The following is a 24,089-nucleotide window of genomic DNA, read 5'->3' as shown; positions in this document are numbered from 1 at the left end:
GCAGATCTGTAAACATTCTTAAGGGACTGTCATCCTATTGTTTAAAAAGTCCAGATGATTTGTTTTAAATGTCGCATTTCATGGTGCATTTTAAGGTGAATGTAGCTATTAAATCAGTGGGTTATTTTCACTTTGTTGTAACAAAGTAAATGTAACAAAAAATGATTTTACATCCTAGGAAATCACTTTTTGTCACTTTTAGCGTAGTCCTTAATGGGGCGTTAGCTCATGAATTGCCAGCTTAAAATGGGAAAATGTGACACAGATCGTAGGGATATGTAACGCGTTACATTTGGAGTGAGAGAAAGCGATATAAAGCACAAAACGTGAAAGAATTTTCGTGTTGTTAAAAATATGTTTTTATTTTTCCGCTGTGAAAAAATAAATTTGAACGATAGTTGAGCGGTTATTTTTGACGGGAAGATGAAAAAAACAGCGATAAAAAATTATTCAATTTGTTATTAAAGTGGAAATTACGTGAAATAAAAAAAGCATCGACTAAAAAACAGCCGATGCTTTCTTAATTATTTCTCAATAAATTTTGCACATAAATTAATTTAACGGCGCAATCAAATAATCTGTTGATGATAGCGTTGGCTTCTATAATCCAACGTTGCACCCAGTAAAATGCCAAACAGGCTGAGCAGTAAACCGATATCCAATAACCACAGCATCACTGAGCCCGCATCTACGTTTAGTACGCTTTCTACCAATAGTCCGATTAGCCACAGCGCGATCAGCACACAGCCAATCAGCAGCGACTGAGAGGCGACTTTATAGGCACGTACAAACCGAGTTCGTCGGGAGAATTCACCGGTAGTCTGCGTATATTCCAACGTTTTGCGGCAGGCGGCGAGCAGTAAAAGCCCCGGAACGGCAGCAACGATGGAGAACAGATAGAACAACGGCCAGCCATGCAGTTCAACAAACCAGCCAGCGACCGGCCCTACATAGACACGACCGACGGCGGATAGGGCCGAAAGCAACGCAAATTGAGTGGCTGAGAAGGATTTATTACACAGCGTCATTAACAGTGCGACAAACGCTGCGGTTCCCATTCCCCCGCAGAGGTTCTCGAGGAAAATGGCGCTTCCCATGGTGAGCAGATTTTTGTCGGTTACGGCGAGCAGCCAGTAACCGAAGTTGGATACGCCCTGCAAAATACCAAACAGCATCAATGCGCGAAACAATGATAAACGCTGCATGAGCACGCCACCGAACAATGCGCCAACGATGGTGGCAAATAAACCAAGCGTTTTATTGACGAGACCGACTTCACCCGGATCAAAACCGACGCCACGGATCAGGAAGGTGGTGCTTAGGCTGCCCGCAAAGGCATCCCCCATTTTATACATCACGATAAGCAGCAGGATCAGCCAGGCATTATTGCGGCCAAAGAAATCCTTGAGCGGTTCAATGACGGCCTGCTCAAGCGTACGTGGTGCGGGTACAGAAACCTGTGGTTCGGGAGCGCATAGGGTGGCGACGATACCAATTAGCATCAAACCCGCCATCAGCCAATAGGTGCCTTGCCAGCCTAAATAGCGATCGGCCAGCCAGAGTGCGAGTCCACCAGAAACCAGCATCGCAAGGCGATAGCCCAGAACAGAAACGGCGGCGCCTGTCCCGCGCTCTTCAGCGCTGAGCAGATCGGTTTTATAGGCATCAAAGACAATATCTTGCGAGGCTGAGCAAAACGCGACAATGACGGCTAATCCGGCCAGCCACCATAGATGCTGGATCGGGTTGAGTAGTCCCATGGCAAAAATAGTGATGAGTAAACATATTTGGGTCACCAACAACCAGCCGCGGCGGCGGCCGAGAAACGATGGCGTATAACGATCCATCATGGGTGACCAAAGGAATTTAAAGACGTATGCCTGACCTACCAAAGAGAAGAAGCCGATGGTTTTAAGATCGACGTTGGCAACGGTCATCCAAGCCTGAAGCGTACCGGAAGTGAGAGCTAAAGGAAGGCCAGAGGCAAAACCCAGTAAAAGTAATATGACGGTATTGCGATGAGCAAAAATAGATAAATTTGAATTAGGCATTCAATTGATTCCCATGCTCTGCCCAGAAGGGCAGAGCGGGGTGAAAACGATGGGGATAATTAACGGGCGTTCGCTTTAATGAAGTCGCTGATGCTGGTGTCTTGAGCCATGTTTGCCACAATATCCGTCATCGCGTTGTTAACCGCATTGGTGATTTTACTGTTAGATGCAGTAAATGCGCCCTGTTCGTTGTAAACGGAGCGGTAGTTCTTCACCTGCTTATTGCCGTTTTTGGCTTGAGCGATAATAGAGATATCGGCATTCGTGGTGATGTTGTAACGCAGATTGCCTTCTTTAACGTCTGCATACAGCTGGTTCACGACGATTTGTAAATCAACAGAACCGCTTGGCCCAACCATATAACCGCGTTTGGTCATCTGGTTTTCCAACACTTCTTGTAACAGGAAGCGCAGATCGCGGGACGGCGTCAGCGTGACTAACTCACCGTCGCGATTGACCTTCGCCAGCGCTTTATCCTGACGAACATCGGCACCGTTAATGCTGATGGTAATGCCTTGCAGGGTTGGGTCCTGCTGCGGCAACGCCATCTTCGGATTAACGTCTAGCGTATTGGTGCTGGTTGCGCATCCGGCCAAGGCGAAAACGGCAAGGAGCGGGAAAAACAGTTTTGTGATCATTTTCATCGAGTTAATAACCATTTTTTCGTGAGAAGACGCCGTGTTCGACCTGAGTACTGGCGAAGCCACGGACTTGATGGACAAAATTTTCACCATCATAACATTGGCGTTGAGATGTTGAAGCCCTGAAAAACGATTTTATTGCATTATGAAAGCTAACAATCTCTGAAGCGGGGAGGATGGTAGAGTCCTCGTTCATTCATTTAAGCGTCATTGGGGGAGTGCTGATAAAGATCTTTGCGTTTCCAATTCACATCAGCAACGGAGTTCCCGATGTAAAACTGGCTTTGCAACAGTAGGTTAAATGCGGTTCGAACAGGGCGAGTTAGCCGACTTTGCAAAATATACACGGACTCACGACCAAGCTCTCTACAGGGTAAATAAACGGAAGTAATATCGAGAGAGTTAGTTTTTTTTATTCCAATATTAAAATCTAGACTCATGACGGATACGTCATCTGGCACCTGAATGCCATGCTGCTCGAAAACATCAATCACAGCCTGAGCAATGGTGTTGCTTCCGCACAGAATGGCTGAGGGTAACGTCTCGCGAGCGCGATTTTGCAGGTATTTTTCAAACGCGAGTTTAGCTTCTTCAGCCTCATATCCCTTATTCACCAGCAGATGCTCTGACTCGTCGAAAAACACATGATGATCCAAACAGGCTCTTTTAAAGCCGTCGAGGCGTAGCAGCATGGTATCTCGGCGTAGGTCTGTAAACAGTAAAACTGGACGATGGCCTTTTTGAAATAAATAAGTCGCAGCGCTGTAACTCGAGGAATAGTGGTCTGGCGAAATACTGTCTAAACGCATTTCTTTATCTTTAGCATTTATCGTAATAGCCAGTTTATTAGATTCTGATGCGAGTTTATATACCATTGCGTCATCGATACCAATTATTATGATTGCGTCAATGTCCTCTTTGTTGATTAATTTTATAAATGATGAAATATCAGCCCCGTTCACCTCTAAACTGCATTTACTGAGCCGGATGTCGTAATGCTCGATTTCTGAGGCGATGCTTTGAATGACCTCATAATAATAGCGATCGCCGTGAGGCGTGAATGCCTTAGCCGGGGCACACACTAATATAGAATTCATTAATAAGCGTCCAGCGGGCATGTTGTGCAAAATACCCAGTAGTTTTGCATGCGTAAATACTTTCTCTTTTGCCTGAGGACTGACGTTTGATTTACCCGATAATACGCGAGACACGGTACTGGTAGACAGTTGGGTAAGTTCTGCTAACTGCTTGATTTTTAATTTACCGGTCATTTTTGTGATCGACTCCATATATGAGTGATGAGATTATTTTCGTGGCTAGCTCATTGTCTATTTTGAAGTTTTATTTCTGTCGCACTCACTAAATCTACACGCTGCAATTCGTCCCATAAATAGCAGTTGTGTGAAAAAGAAGCCATTACTATTCTCTCAAAAATAAAATTCAAATGAAGAATTTCGTAACAAGACACAAATTATGTTTATCCCAACTCCGTCATTCGGAGATGACTAAGCGTGACGATGTCGGTTCTGACTTAATATGTGGGGAATAATTCCGACAAACACATTAATTCCATGAATGTGATGTGGTTTTATTCTATCAATGATGATGAGGTAACAGAATGCAAAAAATAGCGATTATTGGCACCGGTGGTATTTCTCGTACTCATATACAAGGGTATTTAAAATTTGCAGACCGTTGCCAAATTGTGGCTCTGGTTGACATTTACCCTGAAAAGGCAGAAGAGAAAAAACGCCAATATGGGCTGAACGATGCTAATGTTTACAGCAGCCATAGAGATATTCTAAGCGATGAGAATATTGACGTTTTTGATATCTGTACGCCGCCATATGTCCACGCAGAGATTGCTATTGATGCTCTTAATGCTGGTAAACATGTGCTTTGTGAAAAACCAATGGCAGCTTCATTACAAGAGTGCGATGCCGTTATCGCTGCCGCCAAGTCCAGCGGTAAGACGCTTTCTATCATTGCGCAAAATCGCTTTACCGATGCTTTCTGGCGCTTAAAAACGATCATTGATTCAGGTGCGGCAGGAAAGGTTTGTCATGCGCAGGTGGACTCATTTTGGTGGCGTGGGCGTTCTTATTATGATCTGTGGTGGCGCGGAACTTGGGAAAAAGAGGCCGGCGGCTGCACCCTTAATCATGCCGTGCACCACGTTGATGCCATTCAGTGGATGCTAGGATACCCCTCTGAGGTGGTATCAATGATCACCAACGCGGCGCATGAGAACGCTGAGGTTGAAGATCTTTCTGCCGCAATCTTTAGATATGACTCTGGCGCATTAACTCAGCTTACCGCATCGGTTGTCCATCATGGTGAAGATCAGAAAATCGTCATTCAAGGTGAGAAGGCTAGAATTTCAGCTCCGTGGGATAAGTACGCCAGTATTTCGGGGGCGAATGGGTTTCCGATTGAAGAGCGTGATACTGAATGTGAAAAGCAGTTGGAAGCGCTTTATCGGTCGGTGCCAAAGCTTGCCCACACCTTACATGCTGGGCAAATAGATAATTTCCTGCATGCTCTAGAAACCGGAACGGCCCCGTTAGTGGATGGTGTGCAGGGCAAACGCGCGTTGGAACTTATCACTGCGATCTATAAGTCTGCTATCACGCGTAGCTATGTCAGCCTACCTATTGGTGCCGATGATCCTTATTACCAAACCGGTGGTTTGATCTCTCTCGCGCCTCATTTTCATGAAAAATCTGCTTCGGTAGAAAACTTCAGCGATGAAGGGGAGATTCCTCTGGGCAAAGATATGGACAAAGACATGAGCAGCGAGGTTTCGGCATGAAAAACAAAGATGGTATGAACTATGCGCCGGTTGGTAAACCTCAGCCGGTCGTGCAACCGGGAGAGTTTGTTTTCGCCGCGGCGGCGCTCGATCACGGGCATATCTATGGCATGTGTAATGGCCTGATTGAGGCCGGAGCAACTTTGAAATGGGTTTACGATCCCGATCCTGAAAAGGTTAAAAAGTTTGTTAGCCAATACCCGCAGGTTCAAGTCGCTGATTCCATTACGAGTTTATTAGCCGACGAACAGGTTCAGCTGGTTGCAGGGGCAGGGATTCCCGCCGAGCGCTGTGCGCTTGGCTTGCAGGTTATGGATGCTGGGAAAGACTATTTTACTGACAAAGCGCCATTGATCAGCCTTGAGCAGTTGGCTGTGGCTAAACAGAAGGTAGAGCAAACTGGGCGTAAATATGCGGTGTATTACAGCGAGCGTCTGCACGTTGAAAGCGCTGTCTTTGCTGGACAGTTAGTGCAACAAGGCGCAATTGGTCGCGTGGTACAAACGCTAGGGATGGGGCCACATCGTGAAGGTGAAGGGCGACCCGATTGGTTCTATGACAGAAAGCAGTTTGGCGGGATTTTATGTGATATTGGCAGCCACCAAATAGAACAGTTTCTATTTTATACCGCTAACGACAATGCCCGTGTTATCGCCGCTCAGGCAAAAAACTTCAACCACCCACAACATCCACATTTTGAGGATTTTGGCGACGCCATGCTAGTGGGCAGCAATGGTGCAACGGGCTATTTCCGCTGTGATTGGTTTACGCCAGAGGGACTCTCCACTTGGGGTGATGGTCGGCTAACGTTGCTGGGAACAGAGGGCTACATTGAGATCCGTAAATACGTCGACATCACTCATCAGGAGCAGGATGTGGTGTATCTGGTCAATAACGCGGGAGAGTTCCGTTATCCCGTCGCCGGTCAAGTCGGTTTCCCATATTTTGGCCAATTAATCCTTGATTGCCTCAATCGTACTGAAAACGCCATGACTCAGGCTCATGCGTTTAAAGCGGCTGAGCTATGCGTACGGGCGCAAATGTGGGCAAATCAGAATCAATTGACCTAAGTTGGAGGCGGTATGCAAAGGATCAACGCGGCTATTGTAGGGTGTGGCTCTATTCATGCACGTCATGTAGAGGGGATAAAACATCACCCAGAGGGAAATTTACACACCATCGTTGAGCTCGACCAAGCTAAAGGCGAAGAACTGGCATCTCGCTATGGCTGTCTCTATGCCCGTCATTATCATGACATGTTGTGTGATAAGGAGATTGACGTGGTGCATATTTGCACGCCACATCATTCGCATCGAGAAATTATTATTGCGGCCTTAGCCGCTGGCAAACATGTATTCACAGAAAAACCGTTAGCGCTAAACGCGAGTGAAATCCAACAAATCAAACAGGCTGCCTTAGCATCCAAGGTTTTGCTGGGCATCTGCTACCAGAATAGGCTGAATCCGACGAGTCAGAAGATCAAATCCATGCTTGAACAGCAGACGCTTGGCAAAATGATAGGTATGCGAGCAATGCTTACGTGGGCGCGTTCTGAGGAGTATTACTCACAAAGTGAATGGCGTGGGCGATTTGCTCGCGAAGGAGGAAGCCTGCTAATTAATCAGGCCATTCATACGCTGGATCTGATGCAGTGGTTTGGGGACGGTGTTCAGGCGATTAAGGGCGTCGTCGATAGCACCTTTCTCGCAGAGGCAACGGAAGCTGAAGATACCGCAACGGCTAATATGGTGTTAGGCAATGGTGCCCGAGGACTATTTTACGCCACTAATTGTTACAGCACGGATTCACCGCTACTTTTGGAAATTCACTGTGAAAAGGGAATATTGCAGCTGCACCAAAATAGTCTGTGGCTAATAGCTGATGGAAAGAATACTCAGCTCGCTAGTGATGAGATAACTATCGGGATGGAAAAAAGTTATTGGGGCAGCAGCCACAATAAAGCAATTTCATCTTTTTACCGTGCAATAAGTGAAAATATCCACTCTGGCTACGTTGATATTAATCAGGCCGAAATATCACTGCGGATGGTTGATGCTATATATCAGTCATCGTTGTTACGTCGTTGGGTAACCTTAGCCGAATAAAATAGTTAAATATTAAAATTCATTATCCGTTTAAATGATTGTGTGGGGCTTACTCCGCGCAGGAACGCTATTTTTTATACCACAATATGCAGGGTCTATATAATGAAACCAACGGAACGTCGAGTCGGTTATGGTACTGCAATAGGATATGGTGTCACTGATTTATTCGGTGGTGGCGCATTTGCCGTTATAGGTACATGGCTACTGTTTTTTTATACGACTTATTGCGGGCTAACGGTATTAGAAGCAGGGTCAATTTTTGCTATAGCCCGAGTCATTGATGCATTATTAAGCCCAATAATGGGATATATTACTGATAATTTTGGTAATACATGGTTAGGTAAAAGATTTGGTCGTCGGCGTTTTTTCTTATTAATCAGTTCTCCTCTGATGTTCCTGTATGCCTTAATTTGGATATCAGATATGAGTTATTGGTACTACCTTGGCACTTACTTGTCGATTGAACTGCTTTCGGCCATGGTTCTGGTGCCATGGGAAACCCTCTCTGCAGAAATGACCAATCGCTTCAGCGAGCGAACTCGTTTGTCTGGCGTGCGCATGATGTGTTCACAGTTAGGAGGGTTGTTAGCGGTTTCTGTACCGGGTGTCATTATGCACTTTACCGGCAAAGATAACCCAATGACGTATACCTATATGGGCATGTTTTTTGCCGTTGTATTTTGCTTGGCGGTTTTTATTACTTGGAGGTGTACATGGGAGGCCAGCGATGTATGTGATAGCGATGAGCCTGAATATGTATCGGCACATGGATCGGGAAACCTTTGGCATCATATAAAAGGCTTGGTGTTGGATCTTTTCTCTTCTTTTAAAATTCGTATTTTTCGCCAGCATATTGCTATTTATATCTCCTCGTTTACGGCACTAGATGTATTTGGCGCGGTATTTACCTATTACGTTGTTTATAGTTTAAAGCAGGATGTCTCGGTTGTTTCCGGATTTTTAACCGTAGCCGCCTTTGTTTCTGTTCCGGGAACCTTTGGTTTTATGATGTTGCTCGAAAAATTTAATATGACACCGAGTGGTGCATTACGCTTATCCTATGGCTGTATTTTTGGTGTTCTGTGTTTTCTTTTTTATATTTATATGACTGAAGCACAGGTCTCGGTGTGGCTGTTCTTGGGTGTTTTCGTTATTTTCGGTATGGCTCGTGCCGGGCTATATTATATTCCTTGGAATATTTATAGCTTTATTCCTGATGTTGACGAAATTATCACTAAAAAACGTCGTGAAGGTATTTTTGCGGGTGTGATGGTTTTAACCCGAAAAAGCACCGTCGCACTCGCCATTATGTTGATTGGTATTGTGTTGCAGGAAAGTGGATTTGTAAAAGGCAGCGGTGAGCAGCCGATTAGCGCAGTTCATGCCATTGTTGGTTTAATGATTTTTGGTACTGGAGCGCTGTTGGCCATTAGTTTTTATATCACATACCGATTTAAGCTCACTCGTGATACTCACAAGATACTGATTAAAGAAGTCGCTCGTCTCAAACTGGGCGGACGTTTGGATGATTGCGATCCCCGTTCGCGTCAGGTGATCAAAGATCTCACTGGATATGAGTATGACAAAGTGTGGGGCGGGATGGATAAGATGTGTGATAGAGATAGCTTATCATCCGTTTCGTACCGCAACGATCCCTCTTGAACGTGTCAGTCATGAAACGTCCAGATTAGGTTAACTATTGGCATATCGCAGAGAGGGTAAGTGCATGAGAGCACAGTGGAGTAAAGAAGAAGCCAACGCTTGGTACCAACGGCAAGGATGGCTATGTGGATTCAATTATCTACCCCGCACGGCGGTTAATTGGAACGAGCTATGGCAGGCTGAAACTTTTGATATAGCGACGATTGATGAAGAACTCGGCTGGGCCGAAGATGTTGGCTACAATACGCTGCGTGTGAATTTGCCTTTTATTGTTTGGTTGCACGATAGAGAAGGACTCTTCGCTCGTATCGATGCTTTCCTCTCGGTGGCGCAAAAACATGGTATGCAGGTGATGCTTACATTAATGGATGACTGTGGATTTTCAGGCGATCAACCCCATCTGGGTGTGCAAGAGGCGCCTATTCCTGGCGTACACAACAGCCGCGCAGTGGCGAGTCCCGGACGCGACACCGTGTGCAACCTGTCCGCGAGGAGCAGCATTGAGCGTTATATTCACGACGTCATCACGACGTTTCGTGCCGATGGACGCATTCTGCTCTGGGATCTTTATAACGAACCGGGAAATCGAGGAATCTTCATCAGTGGAGCCGATGAGGCTTTGTATGCGGAAAAATTGGAGGTTTTCGCGCTGGATTTGCTGCGGCAGGCTTTTCAATGGGCGAGAGAAGCGAATCCGATTCAGCCATTGACCGCGGGGGCGTGGCATATTCCCGAGCCTAGTTCTCGCTTCGCGAATGCCTACCAGCATCCGATAGATCAGGAGGCATTAGCACAGTCTGACGTGATTAGTTTTCATGCCTATGTTGGAACGCCTGATATGGTTGGTCTAATAAATCAGCTTAACTCGTTTGGCAGACCTCTGTTTTGCACCGAATGGCTAGCGCGACACGTGGGTAGCACTTTTGAAGAACAGCTTCCTTTAATGCGAACGCATAATATCGCGTGTTATCACTGGGGATTAGTGGCTGGGAAAACGCAGACCACGCTGCCTTGGCCAAGTATCGTTAAGCGCCGTAAAGACTATGCCCATCTTTGGTTCCATGATGTATTTGATGTTCATGGCATACCGTTTCGACAGTCTGAAATGGCGCTGGTTTCACGCTTCATGCATAGCAATCAGATGCAGGCATTAGAAACCGATATGAGAAAAAACGACTAGAAAGGATGTATTACGCCCGTTTGCGTAAAATCCCCTGTTTCAGAAAAGATAAATATGTAACTTATCGTCGTTGGTTGCTAGGAAAAAGCTACAATTAACATTAAGGTATGTTTCTCATTGGTGCGTCATAGCTCATCTTTTGAGAATATAGCCTGTTAAGCGCCAGGTTTTTTCTGCCGACGTAGGCTGATGCAGTATGAGGGGATTTCTTATGATGAGAGAACAGATAGAAGCAAAGTTACGCGCCGCGTTTGAACCTTTCTATCTTGAGGTGGTTGATGAAAGTTATCGTCATAACGTACCGGCAGGTTCTGAAAGTCACTTTAAAGTGGTGTTAGTCAGCGATCGTTTCCAAGGTGAGCGCTTTCTGACTCGCCATCGTTCAATCTATGGCGTGCTCTCAGAAGAGCTGGCCGATGGTGTTCATGCGCTGGCCCTGCATACCTATACGCACAAAGAGTGGGAAGCGTTACAAGATACGGTTCCAGCATCACCGCCCTGTCGTGGTGCTGGCACCTTAGCCTAAGCTAACTTGCTTAAATAGGCGGCGAAAAGGCAAGTAAATTACCACGAAGGTGGAACTCTTGACCGTTTTTGCTGTATTAATAGCGTGTTCGATGAGAAACGGCCCTTGAGGCCGTTTCTTTTTGCGTAGCGAGTTTTATGATTAGATGCGCAGGCGATTGCATGACATATCGTCTTTGTTATGGGGCTAAAGCGGTGTGAGCTATAGCCGAAATGGCAAAGGTATCGCTCGAAACTGTGAATCACGCCGCGGACACTTGGTGTGCGGTTCTCGACTCATTGCTCATGCATCGCTATAATGTCGCGTCTATTTTTTCCTGAATGTATTCGGGACGCTTCTATGCCCAAACGACTTGAAGTTGCAGGCAATACAGCAGCGGCTTCAGGTAAGAAGGGATAAACAGGGAACACGGTTCTGGTGAAAGCGGCCGTCCCGGTTCTGTGAAGTCAGGTTTTCTTCGTTGAAAATGGCTTCTGGAGTTGACCGAGCACTGTGATTTTTTGAGGTATAAGATGCAAGTTTCTGTTGAAACCACCGAAGGCCTTGGCCGCCGCGTAAACATTACTGTTGCAGCCGACAGCATTGAAAAAGCAGTAAACAGTGAGCTGGTCAACGTGGCTAAAAAAGCACGTATCGACGGCTTCCGTAAAGGTAAAGTGCCAATGCACATTATCTCTCAGCGTTATGGCGCATCTGTTCGTCAGGACGTTCTGGGTGATCTGATGCAGCGCAACTTCGTTGACGCGATCATCAAAGAAAAACTGAATCCAGCTGGCGCGCCTAAATATGTACCGGGCGAGTACAAACTGGGCGAAGATTTCTCTTTCGCAGTTGAATTCGAAGTTTACCCAGAAATCGAACTGAAAGATCTGGAAAGCATCGAAGTTGAAAAACCAGTTGTTGAAGTTACCGACGCTGACGTTGATGCAATGCTGGATACTCTGCGTAAGCAGCAGGCAACTTGGGCTGCTACCGAACGTGCAGTAGAAGCTGAAGACCGCGTAACCGTAGACTTCACCGGTTCTATCGACGGCGAAGTTTTCGAAGGCGGCAAAGCCTCTGATTTCGTTCTGGCAATGGGCCAGGGCCGTATGATCCCAGGCTTCGAAGAAGGCATTCTGGGTCATAAAGCCGGTGAAGAGTTCGTTATCGACGTCACCTTCCCAGAAGACTACCACGCTGAAAACCTGAAAGGGAAAGCAGCGAAGTTCGATATCGTTCTGAAGAAAGTTGAAGAGCGTGAACTGCCAGAATTCACTGAAGAATTCATCAAACGTTTCGGCGTTGCAGATGGTTCTCTGGACGGTCTGAAAGCTGAAGTGCGTAAAAACATGGAACGCGAACTGAAAGGCGCGGTACGTAACCGTATCAAGTCTCAGGTTATCGACGGTCTGGTTAAAGCGAACGACATCGACGTTCCAGCGGCACTGATTGACGGTGAAGTTGACGTTCTGCGTCGTCAGGCTGCACAGCGTTTCGGTGGCAACGAGAAACAAGCTCTGGAACTGCCACGTGAACTGTTCGAAGAGCAGGCTAAGCGTCGTGTTGTTGTTGGTCTGCTGCTGGGCGAAGTTATCGCTAAGAAAGAGCTGAAGGCTGACGAAGATCGCGTTAAAGCGCTGATCGAAGAGATGGCTTCTGCATACGAAGATCCAAAAGAAGTGATCGAGTTCTACAGCAAAAACAAAGAGCTGATGAACAACATGCGTAATGTTGCTCTGGAAGAACAAGCTGTTGAAGCACTGCTGGCTAGCGCTAAAGTGTCTGAAAAAGCGACCAACTTCAGCGATCTGATGAACCAAACTCAGGCTGCGTAATGTTGCTTTGAATGGTTAATCCGTTCTGAAGTTATAAAAACCTTCGCTCTAGAGCGAAGGTTTTTTTATGGGAAAAGGTTTATTTCTTTGTGTACCGTCCCCAAATATTGTGCAAGTGTCTAACCTATAACAGCAGACACAGGCAGTTGAGCATGGTCAACATAGTTTATCTACAGTAGAATCAAAGCAAATAATGCCAAAGTGATTTCTATAGGAGACGGTTAATGTCATACAGTGGCGAGCGTGATTTAGCACCGCACATGGCTTTAGTGCCAATGGTTGTTGAACAGACTTCGCGTGGCGAACGTTCATACGATATTTTTTCCCGTCTGTTGAAAGAGCGAATCATCTTCCTGACTGGTCAGGTTGAAGATCACATGGCAAATCTGATCGTGGCTCAGATGCTGTTCCTTGAAGCGGAAAACCCAGAGAAAGATATTCATCTATATATCAACTCACCGGGCGGCGTCATCACTGCAGGGATGTCTATTTATGACACTATGCAGTTTATCAAACCTGACGTAAGCACCATCTGCATGGGGCAAGCATGTTCCATGGGCGCGTTCCTGCTGACCGCAGGTGCCAAGGGCAAACGCTTCTGTCTGCCAAATTCGCGCGTGATGATTCACCAACCGCTGGGTGGTTTCCAGGGGCAGGCGACGGATATTGAAATCCACGCGAAAGAAATCCTGAAAGTTAAGGCTCGCATGAATGAGCTGATGGCTAAACATTCAGGTAAACCGCTCGAAGAAATTGAGCGTGATACCGAACGTGACCGCTTCTTGTCAGCAGACGAAGCTGTAGAATACGGTTTGGTCGATTCGGTAATGACTCACCGCGGCTGATTGTGTCAGACTACGGCCTTGAATGGCGTCGCCTATCCAACCCTCGGTTCACATAGCGATATTTCGGTTTGCCACTGATGGGTAGCGTAACTATCAACATCGGGTCGGTTGCCGATATACTATAGTGAATATAAAGCGTCGGGTGATGCTTTGCATCGTACCAATGGGTTGTATGGCCTATGCTGAAAGGTCGTTTTGCGCAGATTGGTCGCACTGCCGTTGATAGGGTTAGCCATTGGCGACCGATTCGACGGGACAGATACTTAATGAAAGAGGTTTACTGATGACAGATAAGCGCAAAGACGGTTCAGGCAAGCTGCTGTACTGTTCTTTTTGCGGCAAAAGCCAGCATGAAGTTCGTAAGCTGATCGCCGGGCCGTCAGTGTATATCTGCGACGAGTGTGTCGATCTGTGTAATGACATCATTCGCGAAGAGATTAAAGAAGTCGCTCCACATCGTGAGCGCAATGCTTTGCCAACGCCGCACGAAATTCGTAACCATTTAGATGATTACGTTATCGGGCAGGAACAGGCGAAAAAAGTGTTGGCGGTAGCGGTATATAACCACTACAAACGTCTGCGCAATGGTGATACCAGCAACGGTGTTGAACTTGGCAAAAGTAACATTTTGCTGATCGGTCCAACCGGTAGCGGTAAAACACTGTTGGCTGAAACGCTGGCTCGCTTCTTGGATGTGCCATTCACGATGGCCGATGCTACCACCTTGACCGAAGCAGGTTATGTGGGTGAAGATGTTGAAAATATCATCCAGAAACTGCTGCAGAAATGTGATTACGACGTACAGAAAGCCCAGCGCGGTATTGTCTATATCGACGAAATCGATAAGATTTCTCGTAAGTCGGATAATCCATCGATTACCCGTGACGTATCCGGCGAAGGCGTACAGCAGGCTTTGCTGAAACTGATTGAAGGCACTATCGCTGCGGTTCCACCTCAGGGCGGCCGTAAGCATCCACAGCAGGAGTTCTTGCAGGTTGATACCTCCAAGATTCTGTTTATCTGCGGTGGTGCTTTCGCAGGCTTAGATAAAGTGATTGGCCAGCGTGTAAATACCGGTACTGGTATCGGCTTTGGTGCAACGGTTAAGGCTTTGTCTGAGAAAGCCACCGAAGGTGAGCTGTTGGCTCAAGCTGAACCAGAAGATCTGATCAAGTTTGGTCTGATCCCTGAGTTCATCGGCCGCCTACCTGTTGTTGCTACGCTGCGTGAGCTGAGCGAAGACGCACTGATTCAGATCCTGAAAGAGCCAAAAAATGCCCTGACCAAGCAGTATCAGGCATTGTTTAATCTGGAAGGTGTGGATCTGGAATTCCGCGACGAAGCCCTGACGGCGATTGCTAAGAAAGCAATGGCACGTAAAACAGGTGCGCGTGGTTTGCGTTCCATCGTTGAAGCCGCTCTGCTGGAAACGATGTACGACTTACCCTCAATGGAAAACGTCGATAAAGTCGTCGTTGACGAAAATGTCATCGAGGGTCAGGCGGAGCCAATGCTGATTTATGGCAAACCGGAAGCACAAGCTTCTGGCGAATAATTAGCCAGTAAACTGATGGGTTATCAATAAAATGGGGGATTTTATCTCCCATTTTTTTTTCTGTTGTTGTTTGCGTTGAATCCCTGGTAAACATCCCCATATACTCAGATACAAACTGGGTGAAGCAACAACGTAAAACGGGTTGTAAGATTCCCATAACCTGGCGGAAGCTAAACTAAGAGAGAGCTCTATGAATCCTGAGCGTTCCGAACGCATAGAAATCCCCGTATTGCCTCTGCGCGATGTGGTGGTTTATCCGCACATGGTGATTCCATTGTTCGTAGGCCGAGAAAAGTCTATCCGGTGCCTAGAAGCCGCAATGGATCACGACAAGAAGATCCTGCTGGTCGCACAGAAGGAAGCGTCGACGGATGAACCTGGAGTAAATGACCTTTTCTCTGTAGGTACCGTTGCCTCTATTTTACAGATGCTGAAATTGCCTGACGGCACCGTAAAGGTTCTGGTCGAAGGTCTTCAGCGCGCGCGAATCACCACGCTATCAGACAGTGGTGAACATTTTGCTGCACAGGCCGAATATTTAGAAATTCCAGAAATGGATGAACGCGAGCAGGAAGTTCTGGTTCGCACAGCCATTAATCAGTTTGAAGGCTATATCAAACTGAATAAAAAGATCCCACCAGAAGTGCTGACATCGCTCAACAGTATTGACGATGCGGCCAAGCTGGCAGATACCATTGCCGCCCACATGCCGTTGAAGTTAAACGACAAGCAGGCTGTTTTGGAAATGTCAGACGTCACTGAGCGTCTGGAATATCTGATGGCGATGATGGAGTCTGAAATCGATCTGCTGCAGGTTGAAAAACGCATTCGTAACCGCGTTAAAAAGCAGATGGAAAAGAGCCAGCGTGAGTACTATCTGAATGAGCAAATGAAAGCTATTCAGAAAGAGCTGGGCGAAATGGATGATACGCCAGACGAATTCGAAGCGCTGAAGCGCAAAATCGAAGCGGCGAAAATGCCGAAAGATGCGCGCGAAAAAACCGAAGCGGAACTGCAAAAGCTGAAGATGATGTCGCCGATGTCTGCTGAAGCAACGGTGGTTCGTGGCTATATCGACTGGATGATTCAGGTTCCTTGGAATGCGCGCAGTAAGGTCAAAAAAGACCTCAACAAAGCGCAGGAGATTCTGGACACCGACCATTATGGCTTGGAGCGTGTTAAAGACCGTATTCTGGAATATTTAGCCGTCCAGAGCCGCGTAAGCAAAATTAAAGGGCCAATCTTGTGTCTGGTTGGGCCTCCAGGGGTAGGTAAAACCTCTCTGGGTCAGTCAATCGCTCGTGCCACAGGTCGTCAATACGTCCGTATGGCGCTGGGGGGCGTGCGTGATGAAGCGGAAATCCGTGGTCACCGCCGCACGTACATCGGCTCTATGCCGGGTAAACTGATCCAGAAGATGGCAAAAGTCGGGGTGAAAAACCCGCTGTTCCTGCTCGATGAGATCGACAAAATGTCGTCTGACATGCGTGGCGATCCGGCTTCAGCGCTGCTGGAGGTTCTGGATCCTGAGCAGAATATCGCATTCAACGACCACTATCTGGAAGTGGATTACGATCTGTCCGACGTAATGTTTGTGGCGACCTCAAACTCCATGAACATTCCTGCGCCGTTGCTGGATCGTATGGAAGTGATTCGTCTGTCGGGTTACACCGAAGATGAAAAACTTAACATTGCCAAGCAGCATTTGTTGCCAAAACAGTTAGAGCGCAACGCGCTGAAGAAAGGTGAGTTGACGGTTGATGACAGCGCAATTAGCGGCATTATTCGCTATTACACCCGTGAAGCGGGCGTGCGTAGTCTGGAACGTGAAATCTCGAAACTGTGCCGTAAAGCAGTGAAAAATCTGCTGATGGATAAATCCGTCAAGCACATTGAGATCAACGGCGACAACCTGAAGGATTTCCTTGGCGTACAGCGATACGACTATGGCCGTGCGGATAGTGAAAATCGCGTAGGTCAGGTAACCGGCTTGGCGTGGACTGAAGTGGGTGGTGATCTGCTGACCATTGAAACGGCCTGTGTGCCGGGCAAAGGTAAGCTGACTTACACCGGTTCTTTAGGTGAGGTTATGCAGGAGTCTATTCAGGCTGCGCTGACCGTAGTGCGTGCTCGCGCGGAGAAATTAGGCATTAACCCTGATTTCTATGAAAAACGCGATATTCACGTTCACGTACCTGAAGGTGCTACGCCGAAGGACGGTCCAAGTGCCGGTATTGCCATGTGCACCGCGCTGGTTTCATGCCTGACAGGTAATCCAGTTCGCGCTGATGTTGCCATGACGGGTGAAATTACGCTGCGTGGTTTAGTGCTCCCTATCGGTGGATTGAAAGAAAAACTGCTGGCTGCGCACCGTGGCGGAATTAAAACGGTACTGATCCCAGATGAGAACAAACGTGATTTGGAAGAGATTCCAGACAACGTCTTGGCCGATCTGGATATCCATCCGGTAAAACGAATTGATGAAGTTTTAGCCTTGGTGCTGCAAAATTCACCGTTTGGAATGGAAGTGGTCACCGCGAAATAGTGATATATCGCAAAAACCTCTGATAAAACCTATGCTGGCAGCCCATTTCGGACTTGCCAGCATTTTTTTGTGCAGCTAACTTAGAACCCTGTCAAATTAGGAAAAGCCGCATCTGATGTGTCTTGCCATGAACTGACAGGATTGATATAACTGCTGCGCAGCCGTACCCAAAGGACAATATTCCAGTACGGCATAAGATTTCTATAGGGGATGAAAGAGTGAATAAGTCACAACTGGTCGATAAGATTGCCGAAGGTGCAGATATTTCTAAAGCGGCTGCTGGCCGTGCATTAGATGCGATTATTGCGTCTGTTACTGAGTCTTTGCAGAGCGGTGATTCTGTTGCTCTGGTCGGTTTTGGTACTTTTGACGTGCGTGAACGTTCTGCACGTACTGGTCGTAACCCTCAGACCGGTAAAGAAATCAGCATTCCTGCTGCAAAAGTTCCTGGTTTCCGTGCTGGCAAGGCACTGAAAGACGCAGTTAATTAATTGTGCGTCAGGCTCAACCATCTGAATTTGTTTGTATGTTATGACTCCGCGTGAGTGCAAACAGTGAAACATTAGACTGACGTGGCTGAGCTGCTAGGGTAAAATACAAGGCGCATCATAAACGATGCGCTTTTTTTATGGCTAAAGTTTCATGGAAACAGAGTCTCTCCCAGTAAGCCGATTCGCTTAACAGGAGTGATTTTTGATTTAATAGCCAATTTAGTCGTATTACGTGTGCAGTGTTGGCTACGAATCAGATAGACTGAGCCGACAAAAATTACTGTATTACCCACAATCACAGCGGAGTGTTGCCACACTATGATGGACAATTTACGCGCGGCCGCTAATCACGTCGTGCTCAAAATCATCCTGGGCCTAATCATCGTGTCATTTGTTTTGACCGGGGTAGGGGGTTATTTGACCGGCGGTTCCGGTGACTATGCGGCTAAGGTCGATGGTCAGGAAATTAGCCGTGGTCAGCTTGAGCAAGCGGTTCAAAGCGAACGCAGTCGTTTACAGCAGCAATTGGGCGACCAGTTTTCAGTGTTGGCAGGGAACGAAGGTTACATGAAGGAGCTGCGTAAGCAGGCTCTTGACCGCCTGATTGACGATAAGCTGCTTGACCAGTATGCCAAGAAATTGGGACTGGGGATTAGCGATGAACAAGTGAAAGAAGCCATCTGGGCGATGCCTTATTTCCAGACGAATAATCAGTTTGATAATGCCAAGTATCTGAGCATCATTGCCAACATGGGGCTGACGCCAGATAACTATGCGCAGCTAGTTCGTCAGCAATTAACCAGCCAACAGCTGATTCAGGCCTATACGGCGACAGGCTTCACTCTGCCGGTTGAAGTTGAAGCTATGGCTGCGCTCACCATGCAACAGCGTGATGTGCGTCTGGCGACGATTGATATCAAGGCGCTAGAAAAAGATCAGAAAGTCACTGATGAAGAGCTGAAAGCTTATTATGAGCAGAATAAGAATAGCTTCATCGCACCTGAAGAAGTGAAGGTCAGCTACATCGAAATGGATGCAGCGGCAATTCAGGATAAAGTCACCGTTTCTGATGATGAAATTGCAGCCTATTACGATCAGCACAAATCCAGCTATACCCAGCCAGAGCGTAAAGACTACAGCGTTATTCAGGTAAAAACTGAAGCTGATGCTAAAGCGGTACTGGATGAGCTAAACAGCGGCGCAGATTTTGCCAAAGTGGCAGCGGAGAAATCGACTGACATCATTTCGCGCAAAAAAGGCGGTGAGCTGGGCTGGTTAGAACCAGGTACAACACCCGATGAAATTCTGGGCGCGAAGTTAACCACCAAAGGCCAGCTTTCTGGCGCGGTGAAGTCTAGCGTTGGCTATCTGGTTGTTCGGTTGAATGACATCAAGCCAGAACAGGTTAAACCGCTGGCTGAAGTTCGTGCTGACATCGAGTCTCAGGTTAAACAGCAAAAAGCGCTAGACGCCTTCTTTGCCTTGCAGCAAAAGGTGAGCGATTCAGCCACCAGTGATAATGAGTCTTTAGCCGGTGCGGAAGAGGCTGCTGGTGTGAAAGCGACCGAAACGGGTTGGTTTACACGCGATAACGTTCCTGCGGCTATCAACTTCAAACCCGTTACTCAGGCTATCTTTGAGGGTTCTCTGTTTGGTGAAAATGGTGCACCGGGCAGTAACTCTGATGTGATCAGCGTTGAAGGTGACCGTGCTTTTGTTATCCGTATTTCTGGTCATAAACCAGAAGCGGTGAAGCCAATGGATCAGGTGAAAGAGCAGATCACCGAGATGGTGAAACGCCAGAAAGCTATCCAGCAGGCGCGTACTGAAGGCGATAAACTGCTGAATGCGCTGCAGGCAGGTAAAGGCGAGGAAGCACTGAAAGCCGCAGGTATTAGCTTTGGTGCAGAACAAACGCTGACACGTGCTTCTGAAGATCGTCAGTTAGCTGATACCGTGTTTGCGTTAGCTCAGCCAAAAGACAACAAGCCTGTTTATGGTTTGGCTCAGGATCGTCAGGATAACATTGTGCTGATTCAGCTTGATGCGGTGAAGTCTGGTCATTTGAGCAACGAAGAGCTTAAAGCTTTCTCTGCTCAGATGTTAACGGGCTCAACCGGCATTACCTTTGACTCTCTGATGAATAATTTGCGTTCTAATGCCAAAATTAAGTATGGCAGCGCAGCGAGCGAAATGTAGTAAGCATCGCAATAAATTTGCACTCTTGTGCAATCACAAAAGGCCGCTTATGCGGCCTTTTCCATATCTGGATAATGCTATTTGTTATGTTTTTTACCCTGTTGCACCCTGTGCTCGCTGACACATAACAGGAGAATTTCAGCATGAAAAAACAAAGTATGGTGATGTCATTATTCAGCGTATGGATGCTGCTGGCAGGGGCTTTGCTACTGCCAGCACAAGCTCAGTCTGCAACCACAAACAAGCCAGTTTCCCCAAGCGTAGAGCAAGCGCCAAAGGCGCCCGATCCACAGCCAGTGACCAAAGATGCTTCGTCAGGTATAACGGGAACCAGCGTCAATATTAACACCGCTAGCGCAGAGCAAATGGCGACGGTGCTAAACGGCGTCGGGCTGAAGAAGGCGCAGGCTATCGTTGAATATCGTGAGAAAAATGGTGCTTTCACTCAGATCGAGCAGTTAGAGGAAGTAAAAGGCATTGGCGCTTCTCTCATTGAACGTAACCGGGATCGTTTAAAATTGTGATCGAACACAAAAATTAGTGGTCTAACCAGTTTGGTTTTTTAGCACTCTGCTACTTTCAATAGTGCGCTAAGCGTTAAACCTTGCTGGGGAGGTGGCCGTGATTTATCACGGTTGCCTCAGATGAAATAGAGACTATTTTGAAAGGCCATTCGAACGATGAGCAATGCAACCATCATTAAGGTTAGGGGATACCATTTAGATGTCTATCAGCATGTTAATAATGCTCGTTATCTAGAATTCCTTGAGGAAGCGCGTTGGCAATGGCTTGAAGACCACGGTGCTTTTGAGTGGATGATGAAAGAAGCCATTGCTTTTATGGTAGTGAACTTAAATATTAACTATCGCCGCGGTGCAGTCTTGAATGATGAGTTAATTGTTGAGAGCAAACTTCATCAGCTCAATGGTCGAAGCGGTGTTTTAAATCAAACGATTACTCGCACGTCCGATAATGAAATCATTATTGATGCGGCGCTAACGTTTGTGTGCACCGATCTGAAAACACAAAAAGCATTGCCTCTTGAAGGTGCCTTACGCGATCGCTTGCTGGAATTAAGCGGAGATAAATGAAGGGAGAATGACTGAGCCGCCAGTGTAAAACATAGCGGCTTCGAATATTTTATAAGCCGGTTTTTTCTTTCAGGCTAGCGGAGACGACCGCTTGGTTTGCCAAATACTCATTTAACCCGTGAGAGCGCAAATGGCAGGCTGCGCATTCGCCGCAACCATCGCCCTGAATACCGTTATAGCAGGTCAATGTTTCTCGGCGTACCAGATCCAGTTTCTGGTAATGATCGGCCAAAGCCCAAGTTTCGGCTTTGTTCAGCCACATTAGCGGAGTTTCAAAGCGAACGTCACGCGCCATGCCGAGCGTAATCGCTTTGTTGAGAGCCTTAACGAACTCATCGCGGCAGTCTGGGTAGCCAGAGAAATCGGTTTCGCATACGCCCGTAATCACCGCTTCAGCCTGAACTTGATAGGCGTAGATTGCGGCTAACGTAAGAAACAGAATATTTCGACCTGGTACAAACGTGTTTGGGATACCGTCTTCGCTTTCGGTGGGGACGGGGATGTTGTCACGAGTCAGGCTGCTGATAGCCAGTTCATTGAGTAAACCCACATCCAATACTTTATGTGCCGAAGCGCCTAGTTTAATCGCGAGATCGCGAGCCACGTCGATTTCGGCACGATGGCGTTGGCCATAATCAAATGTGATGCAATGCACTTCATCATATTGATCTAATGCCTGAATCAGACAAGTTGTGGAGTCTTGACCGCCACTGAATACTACCACCGCGCGTTTCATCGCCTTACCTCTATAATTCAAAAAAACAGAGGCAGACAAAAAATTGCCTGCCATTGCGCTATCTATACTTTAAATCGCTTCAGCATATGGTAACGGCTGCGTGAAGGGATGAACAGCCTGACCTTTAATCTGTGGGTGCTGGCACCCATGCTCGGCTGAAATCAAACCATCCGTAAGCGGTGAGGATCACCCCTTCAACCCTAGGGGGAGCGCTGATCTGGTACTGATAGTTAAACAGCGGCATGATAATGCCCTGCTGCATCAGATGGGTATAGTAATCACGAAGAGCATAGTGTCGCAGGGTTTCATCGCTGATGAGTTGCACGTCATCAAGCACAGCACGACATTGTAACTGCTCGGTGTGACTCAAAATGGCTTGCCAGAGAATATCGACTCTCAGCCAGTTTTCCAGTGCCATCTCCGGTGACTCTCCGATGAGTCGATCGCCTAAAACAATGTCAACATCCTCAAACTGCTCGCGTGATTCCCAGCGTTTGCCATCATGGAAGCGAACTTCCAGTTCGCATCCTGCTTGAGCAAGGCGTTCTTGTAAGCGCTCGGAAAGCGCAGTGAGCTCAGCGGGAGGATGATAGAGCAAGGTGAGTTTTGGCGGTAAACTGACGGGCTCAGTGGTTGGTTCAGGTAACGGCCAACCAGACAACATTTCACTGCTACGTGCGATCAAACCATTCTCAATCGGCAGTTGGTTCAACGTATTTTCTTCGCGGATGAGCGTCGTTAAATAGCGTCTTTGTATCTCGGTGAGTTTCCCTCGTTTTTGATTGATAGCGATATAGCAAAAGCCCACGCTGGTGCTGCGCTGTACCGGACGCACGCTATCTAACTCCTCGTACTGACCAATAGTGATTTTTACGGGATGTTGGCAACTGGGGGCAACGGACAATTGATCGGGGCTCGATGTGATCCAATATTCGATGGCATGTAGATAAGGACGGTGCAGATGATAGCTACTGTGCTGCTCAAGCCGAATTAGCATATCTGACGAGCTGATTTGGCGGAAAGGCCCTGCGCCGATCTCAGGGAAATCGGGGTGAGGGAGCAGGCACAGCATGTCGGCTAAACGATGGGCTAGCCAATAGTCCGGACGCTTTAACGTAAAACGGATACAGAGTGCATGGGGCAATGAGATTTGCTCAATGCTATCAAGGAAACTGCCGCAGCGTGGATGTGAACGCAGTTGCTCTAAAGTTTGCACTAGTTGTTCTGCGGATATCGGTTGCCCGTTATGCCAGCGTAGATCGCTGCGTAGCAAAAACTGCCAACGTAGGCCGTCGCTACTGGTTTGCCAGTGGTGAGCCAAATCTGGCTGAGGAATAGAATTACCGGTCACAAAACGAGTGAGTCCTGCATGAATAGTATGTGCAAGATGCTGTTCTGCTCGCCCAGTGAGCGTCAAAGGGACGATGGGCTCCAACGTACGGTAGTAGGGGATACGTAACGTGGGCAGATCGGAATCCCACTGGCCACCCAGATGAGGCATCAGCAGTTCATTCAAATGGCCGGGATCGCGCTCGGCCAGTTTCAATGCATTTTGGTGATCGCCAATTTTGAGCAATTGCTGCATGAGAGTCGCGCGCAGTTGCTGTTCTGGAATTAAGCAGTGGAGGCGGGCTCGCTTGCCACGACCTGCCGTTGCATGCCATTCCAGCCATTTTAATGCTTGTAGCTGGGTAAGCAGTGTACGGACATGTCGTTCGCTACAACAAAAGACGCTCGCCAGTTCAGCGACGGTGGTGGAAATGGGTTCATCACCGGCGAACTGATTTAAACGTTGATATTGACTGAGCCTTTGTAACAGTCGCATCGCTAAAT

At 47.3% G+C, this 24,089-nt stretch carries 19 protein-coding genes; 14 read left to right on the top strand and 5 right to left on the bottom strand.

The genetic code is table 11. The annotated features are described in order from the left end of the window. Window positions 1–569: 569 nt before the first annotated feature. From ampG to HMPREF3091_RS01415, 3 genes are all read right to left on the bottom strand, one after another. Window positions 570–2,051, bottom strand: a complete 1,482-nt coding sequence (ampG, locus tag HMPREF3091_RS01425) for a muropeptide MFS transporter AmpG (RefSeq protein ID WP_070713576.1) — start codon at window positions 2,049–2,051, stop codon at window positions 570–572. Between the two features lie 59 nt (window positions 2,052–2,110). Next, window positions 2,111–2,689 carry a lipoprotein gene (locus HMPREF3091_RS01420; protein WP_035503091.1) on the bottom strand — a complete coding sequence of 193 codons (579 nt, stop codon included), beginning with the start codon at window positions 2,687–2,689 and terminating at the stop codon, window positions 2,111–2,113. Window positions 2,690–2,892: 203 nt separating this feature from the next. Beyond that, window positions 2,893–3,963: a LacI family DNA-binding transcriptional regulator gene (locus tag HMPREF3091_RS01415; RefSeq protein WP_070713574.1), complete on the bottom strand. Its 1,071-nt coding sequence runs from the start codon at window positions 3,961–3,963 to the stop codon at window positions 2,893–2,895. A 347-nt stretch (window positions 3,964–4,310) separates the two neighbouring features. Between HMPREF3091_RS01415 and HMPREF3091_RS01410 the strand changes: the two genes are divergently transcribed. From HMPREF3091_RS01410 to HMPREF3091_RS01345, 14 genes are all read left to right on the top strand, one after another. Next, complete coding sequence (locus HMPREF3091_RS01410; protein WP_070713570.1) at window positions 4,311–5,504, top strand: Gfo/Idh/MocA family protein; 1,194 nt, start codon at window positions 4,311–4,313, stop codon at window positions 5,502–5,504. Continuing rightward, window positions 5,501–6,574 (top strand): Gfo/Idh/MocA family protein, encoded by a 1,074-nt coding sequence (locus HMPREF3091_RS01405; protein WP_070713567.1) that lies wholly within the window; start codon window positions 5,501–5,503, stop codon window positions 6,572–6,574. The genes HMPREF3091_RS01410 and HMPREF3091_RS01405 overlap by 4 nt, the downstream gene beginning before the upstream one ends. A 12-nt stretch (window positions 6,575–6,586) precedes the next feature. After that, on the top strand, window positions 6,587–7,609 hold the full coding sequence (locus HMPREF3091_RS01400) for a Gfo/Idh/MocA family protein (protein ID WP_070713565.1): 1,023 nt from the start codon (window positions 6,587–6,589) through the stop codon (window positions 7,607–7,609). Between the two features lie 102 nt (window positions 7,610–7,711). Next, window positions 7,712–9,271 (top strand): MFS transporter, encoded by a 1,560-nt coding sequence (locus HMPREF3091_RS01395; RefSeq protein WP_070713563.1) that lies wholly within the window; start codon window positions 7,712–7,714, stop codon window positions 9,269–9,271. 64 nt (window positions 9,272–9,335) lie between these two features. Continuing rightward, a complete protein-coding gene (locus tag HMPREF3091_RS01390; RefSeq protein ID WP_070713560.1) occupies window positions 9,336–10,451 on the top strand; it encodes a glycoside hydrolase 5 family protein in 1,116 nt (371 codons plus the stop codon). Window positions 10,452–10,647: 196 nt separating this feature from the next. After that, complete coding sequence (gene bolA / locus HMPREF3091_RS01385; protein ID WP_004091708.1) at window positions 10,648–10,977, top strand: transcriptional regulator BolA; 330 nt, start codon at window positions 10,648–10,650, stop codon at window positions 10,975–10,977. A 512-nt stretch (window positions 10,978–11,489) separates the two neighbouring features. After that, the gene (tig, locus tag HMPREF3091_RS01380; RefSeq protein ID WP_004091710.1) at window positions 11,490–12,794 is read left to right on the top strand and encodes a trigger factor; all 1,305 of its coding nucleotides are present in this window, start codon (window positions 11,490–11,492) and stop codon (window positions 12,792–12,794) included. Window positions 12,795–13,018: 224 nt separating this feature from the next. After that, window positions 13,019–13,639 carry an ATP-dependent Clp endopeptidase proteolytic subunit ClpP gene (gene clpP, locus HMPREF3091_RS01375; RefSeq protein ID WP_004091711.1) on the top strand — a complete coding sequence of 207 codons (621 nt, stop codon included), beginning with the start codon at window positions 13,019–13,021 and terminating at the stop codon, window positions 13,637–13,639. 283 nt (window positions 13,640–13,922) lie between these two features. Further along, window positions 13,923–15,194 carry an ATP-dependent protease ATP-binding subunit ClpX gene (gene clpX, locus HMPREF3091_RS01370; RefSeq protein ID WP_004091713.1) on the top strand — a complete coding sequence of 424 codons (1,272 nt, stop codon included), beginning with the start codon at window positions 13,923–13,925 and terminating at the stop codon, window positions 15,192–15,194. Between the two features lie 190 nt (window positions 15,195–15,384). Continuing rightward, window positions 15,385–17,739, top strand: a complete 2,355-nt coding sequence (lon, locus tag HMPREF3091_RS01365; RefSeq protein WP_070713558.1) for an endopeptidase La — start codon at window positions 15,385–15,387, stop codon at window positions 17,737–17,739. Between the two features lie 218 nt (window positions 17,740–17,957). Next, window positions 17,958–18,230 carry a nucleoid-associated protein HU-beta gene (gene hupB / locus HMPREF3091_RS01360; RefSeq protein WP_008814266.1) on the top strand — a complete coding sequence of 91 codons (273 nt, stop codon included), beginning with the start codon at window positions 17,958–17,960 and terminating at the stop codon, window positions 18,228–18,230. A 318-nt stretch (window positions 18,231–18,548) separates the two neighbouring features. Continuing rightward, entirely contained in the window at window positions 18,549–20,429 is a 1,881-nt protein-coding gene (gene ppiD / locus HMPREF3091_RS01355) for a peptidylprolyl isomerase (protein ID WP_070713556.1), read from the top strand. A 143-nt stretch (window positions 20,430–20,572) separates the two neighbouring features. Then, entirely contained in the window at window positions 20,573–20,953 is a 381-nt protein-coding gene (locus HMPREF3091_RS01350; protein ID WP_070713553.1) for a ComEA family DNA-binding protein, read from the top strand. Window positions 20,954–21,109: 156 nt separating this feature from the next. Continuing rightward, the gene (locus HMPREF3091_RS01345; RefSeq protein ID WP_004091720.1) at window positions 21,110–21,520 is read left to right on the top strand and encodes an acyl-CoA thioesterase; all 411 of its coding nucleotides are present in this window, start codon (window positions 21,110–21,112) and stop codon (window positions 21,518–21,520) included. A 49-nt stretch (window positions 21,521–21,569) separates the two neighbouring features. Here HMPREF3091_RS01345 and queC read toward each other — a convergent pair whose 3' ends face one another. Both queC and HMPREF3091_RS01335 read right to left on the bottom strand, forming a co-directional pair. Beyond that, window positions 21,570–22,256, bottom strand: a complete 687-nt coding sequence (gene queC / locus HMPREF3091_RS01340; protein WP_020303632.1) for a 7-cyano-7-deazaguanine synthase QueC — start codon at window positions 22,254–22,256, stop codon at window positions 21,570–21,572. Window positions 22,257–22,380: 124 nt separating this feature from the next. Further along, entirely contained in the window at window positions 22,381–24,081 is a 1,701-nt protein-coding gene (locus tag HMPREF3091_RS01335) for an SgrR family transcriptional regulator (protein ID WP_070713551.1), read from the bottom strand. Window positions 24,082–24,089 lie beyond the last annotated feature (8 nt).

It is taken from the genome of Hafnia sp. HMSC23F03 (genome assembly GCF_001816025.1).
GTDB classification, from domain to species: Bacteria; Pseudomonadota; Gammaproteobacteria; order Enterobacterales; family Enterobacteriaceae; genus Hafnia; species Hafnia paralvei.
The sequence above is the reverse complement of the archived record's forward strand: the minus strand, read 5'-3'. Positions and strand labels throughout refer to the sequence as shown.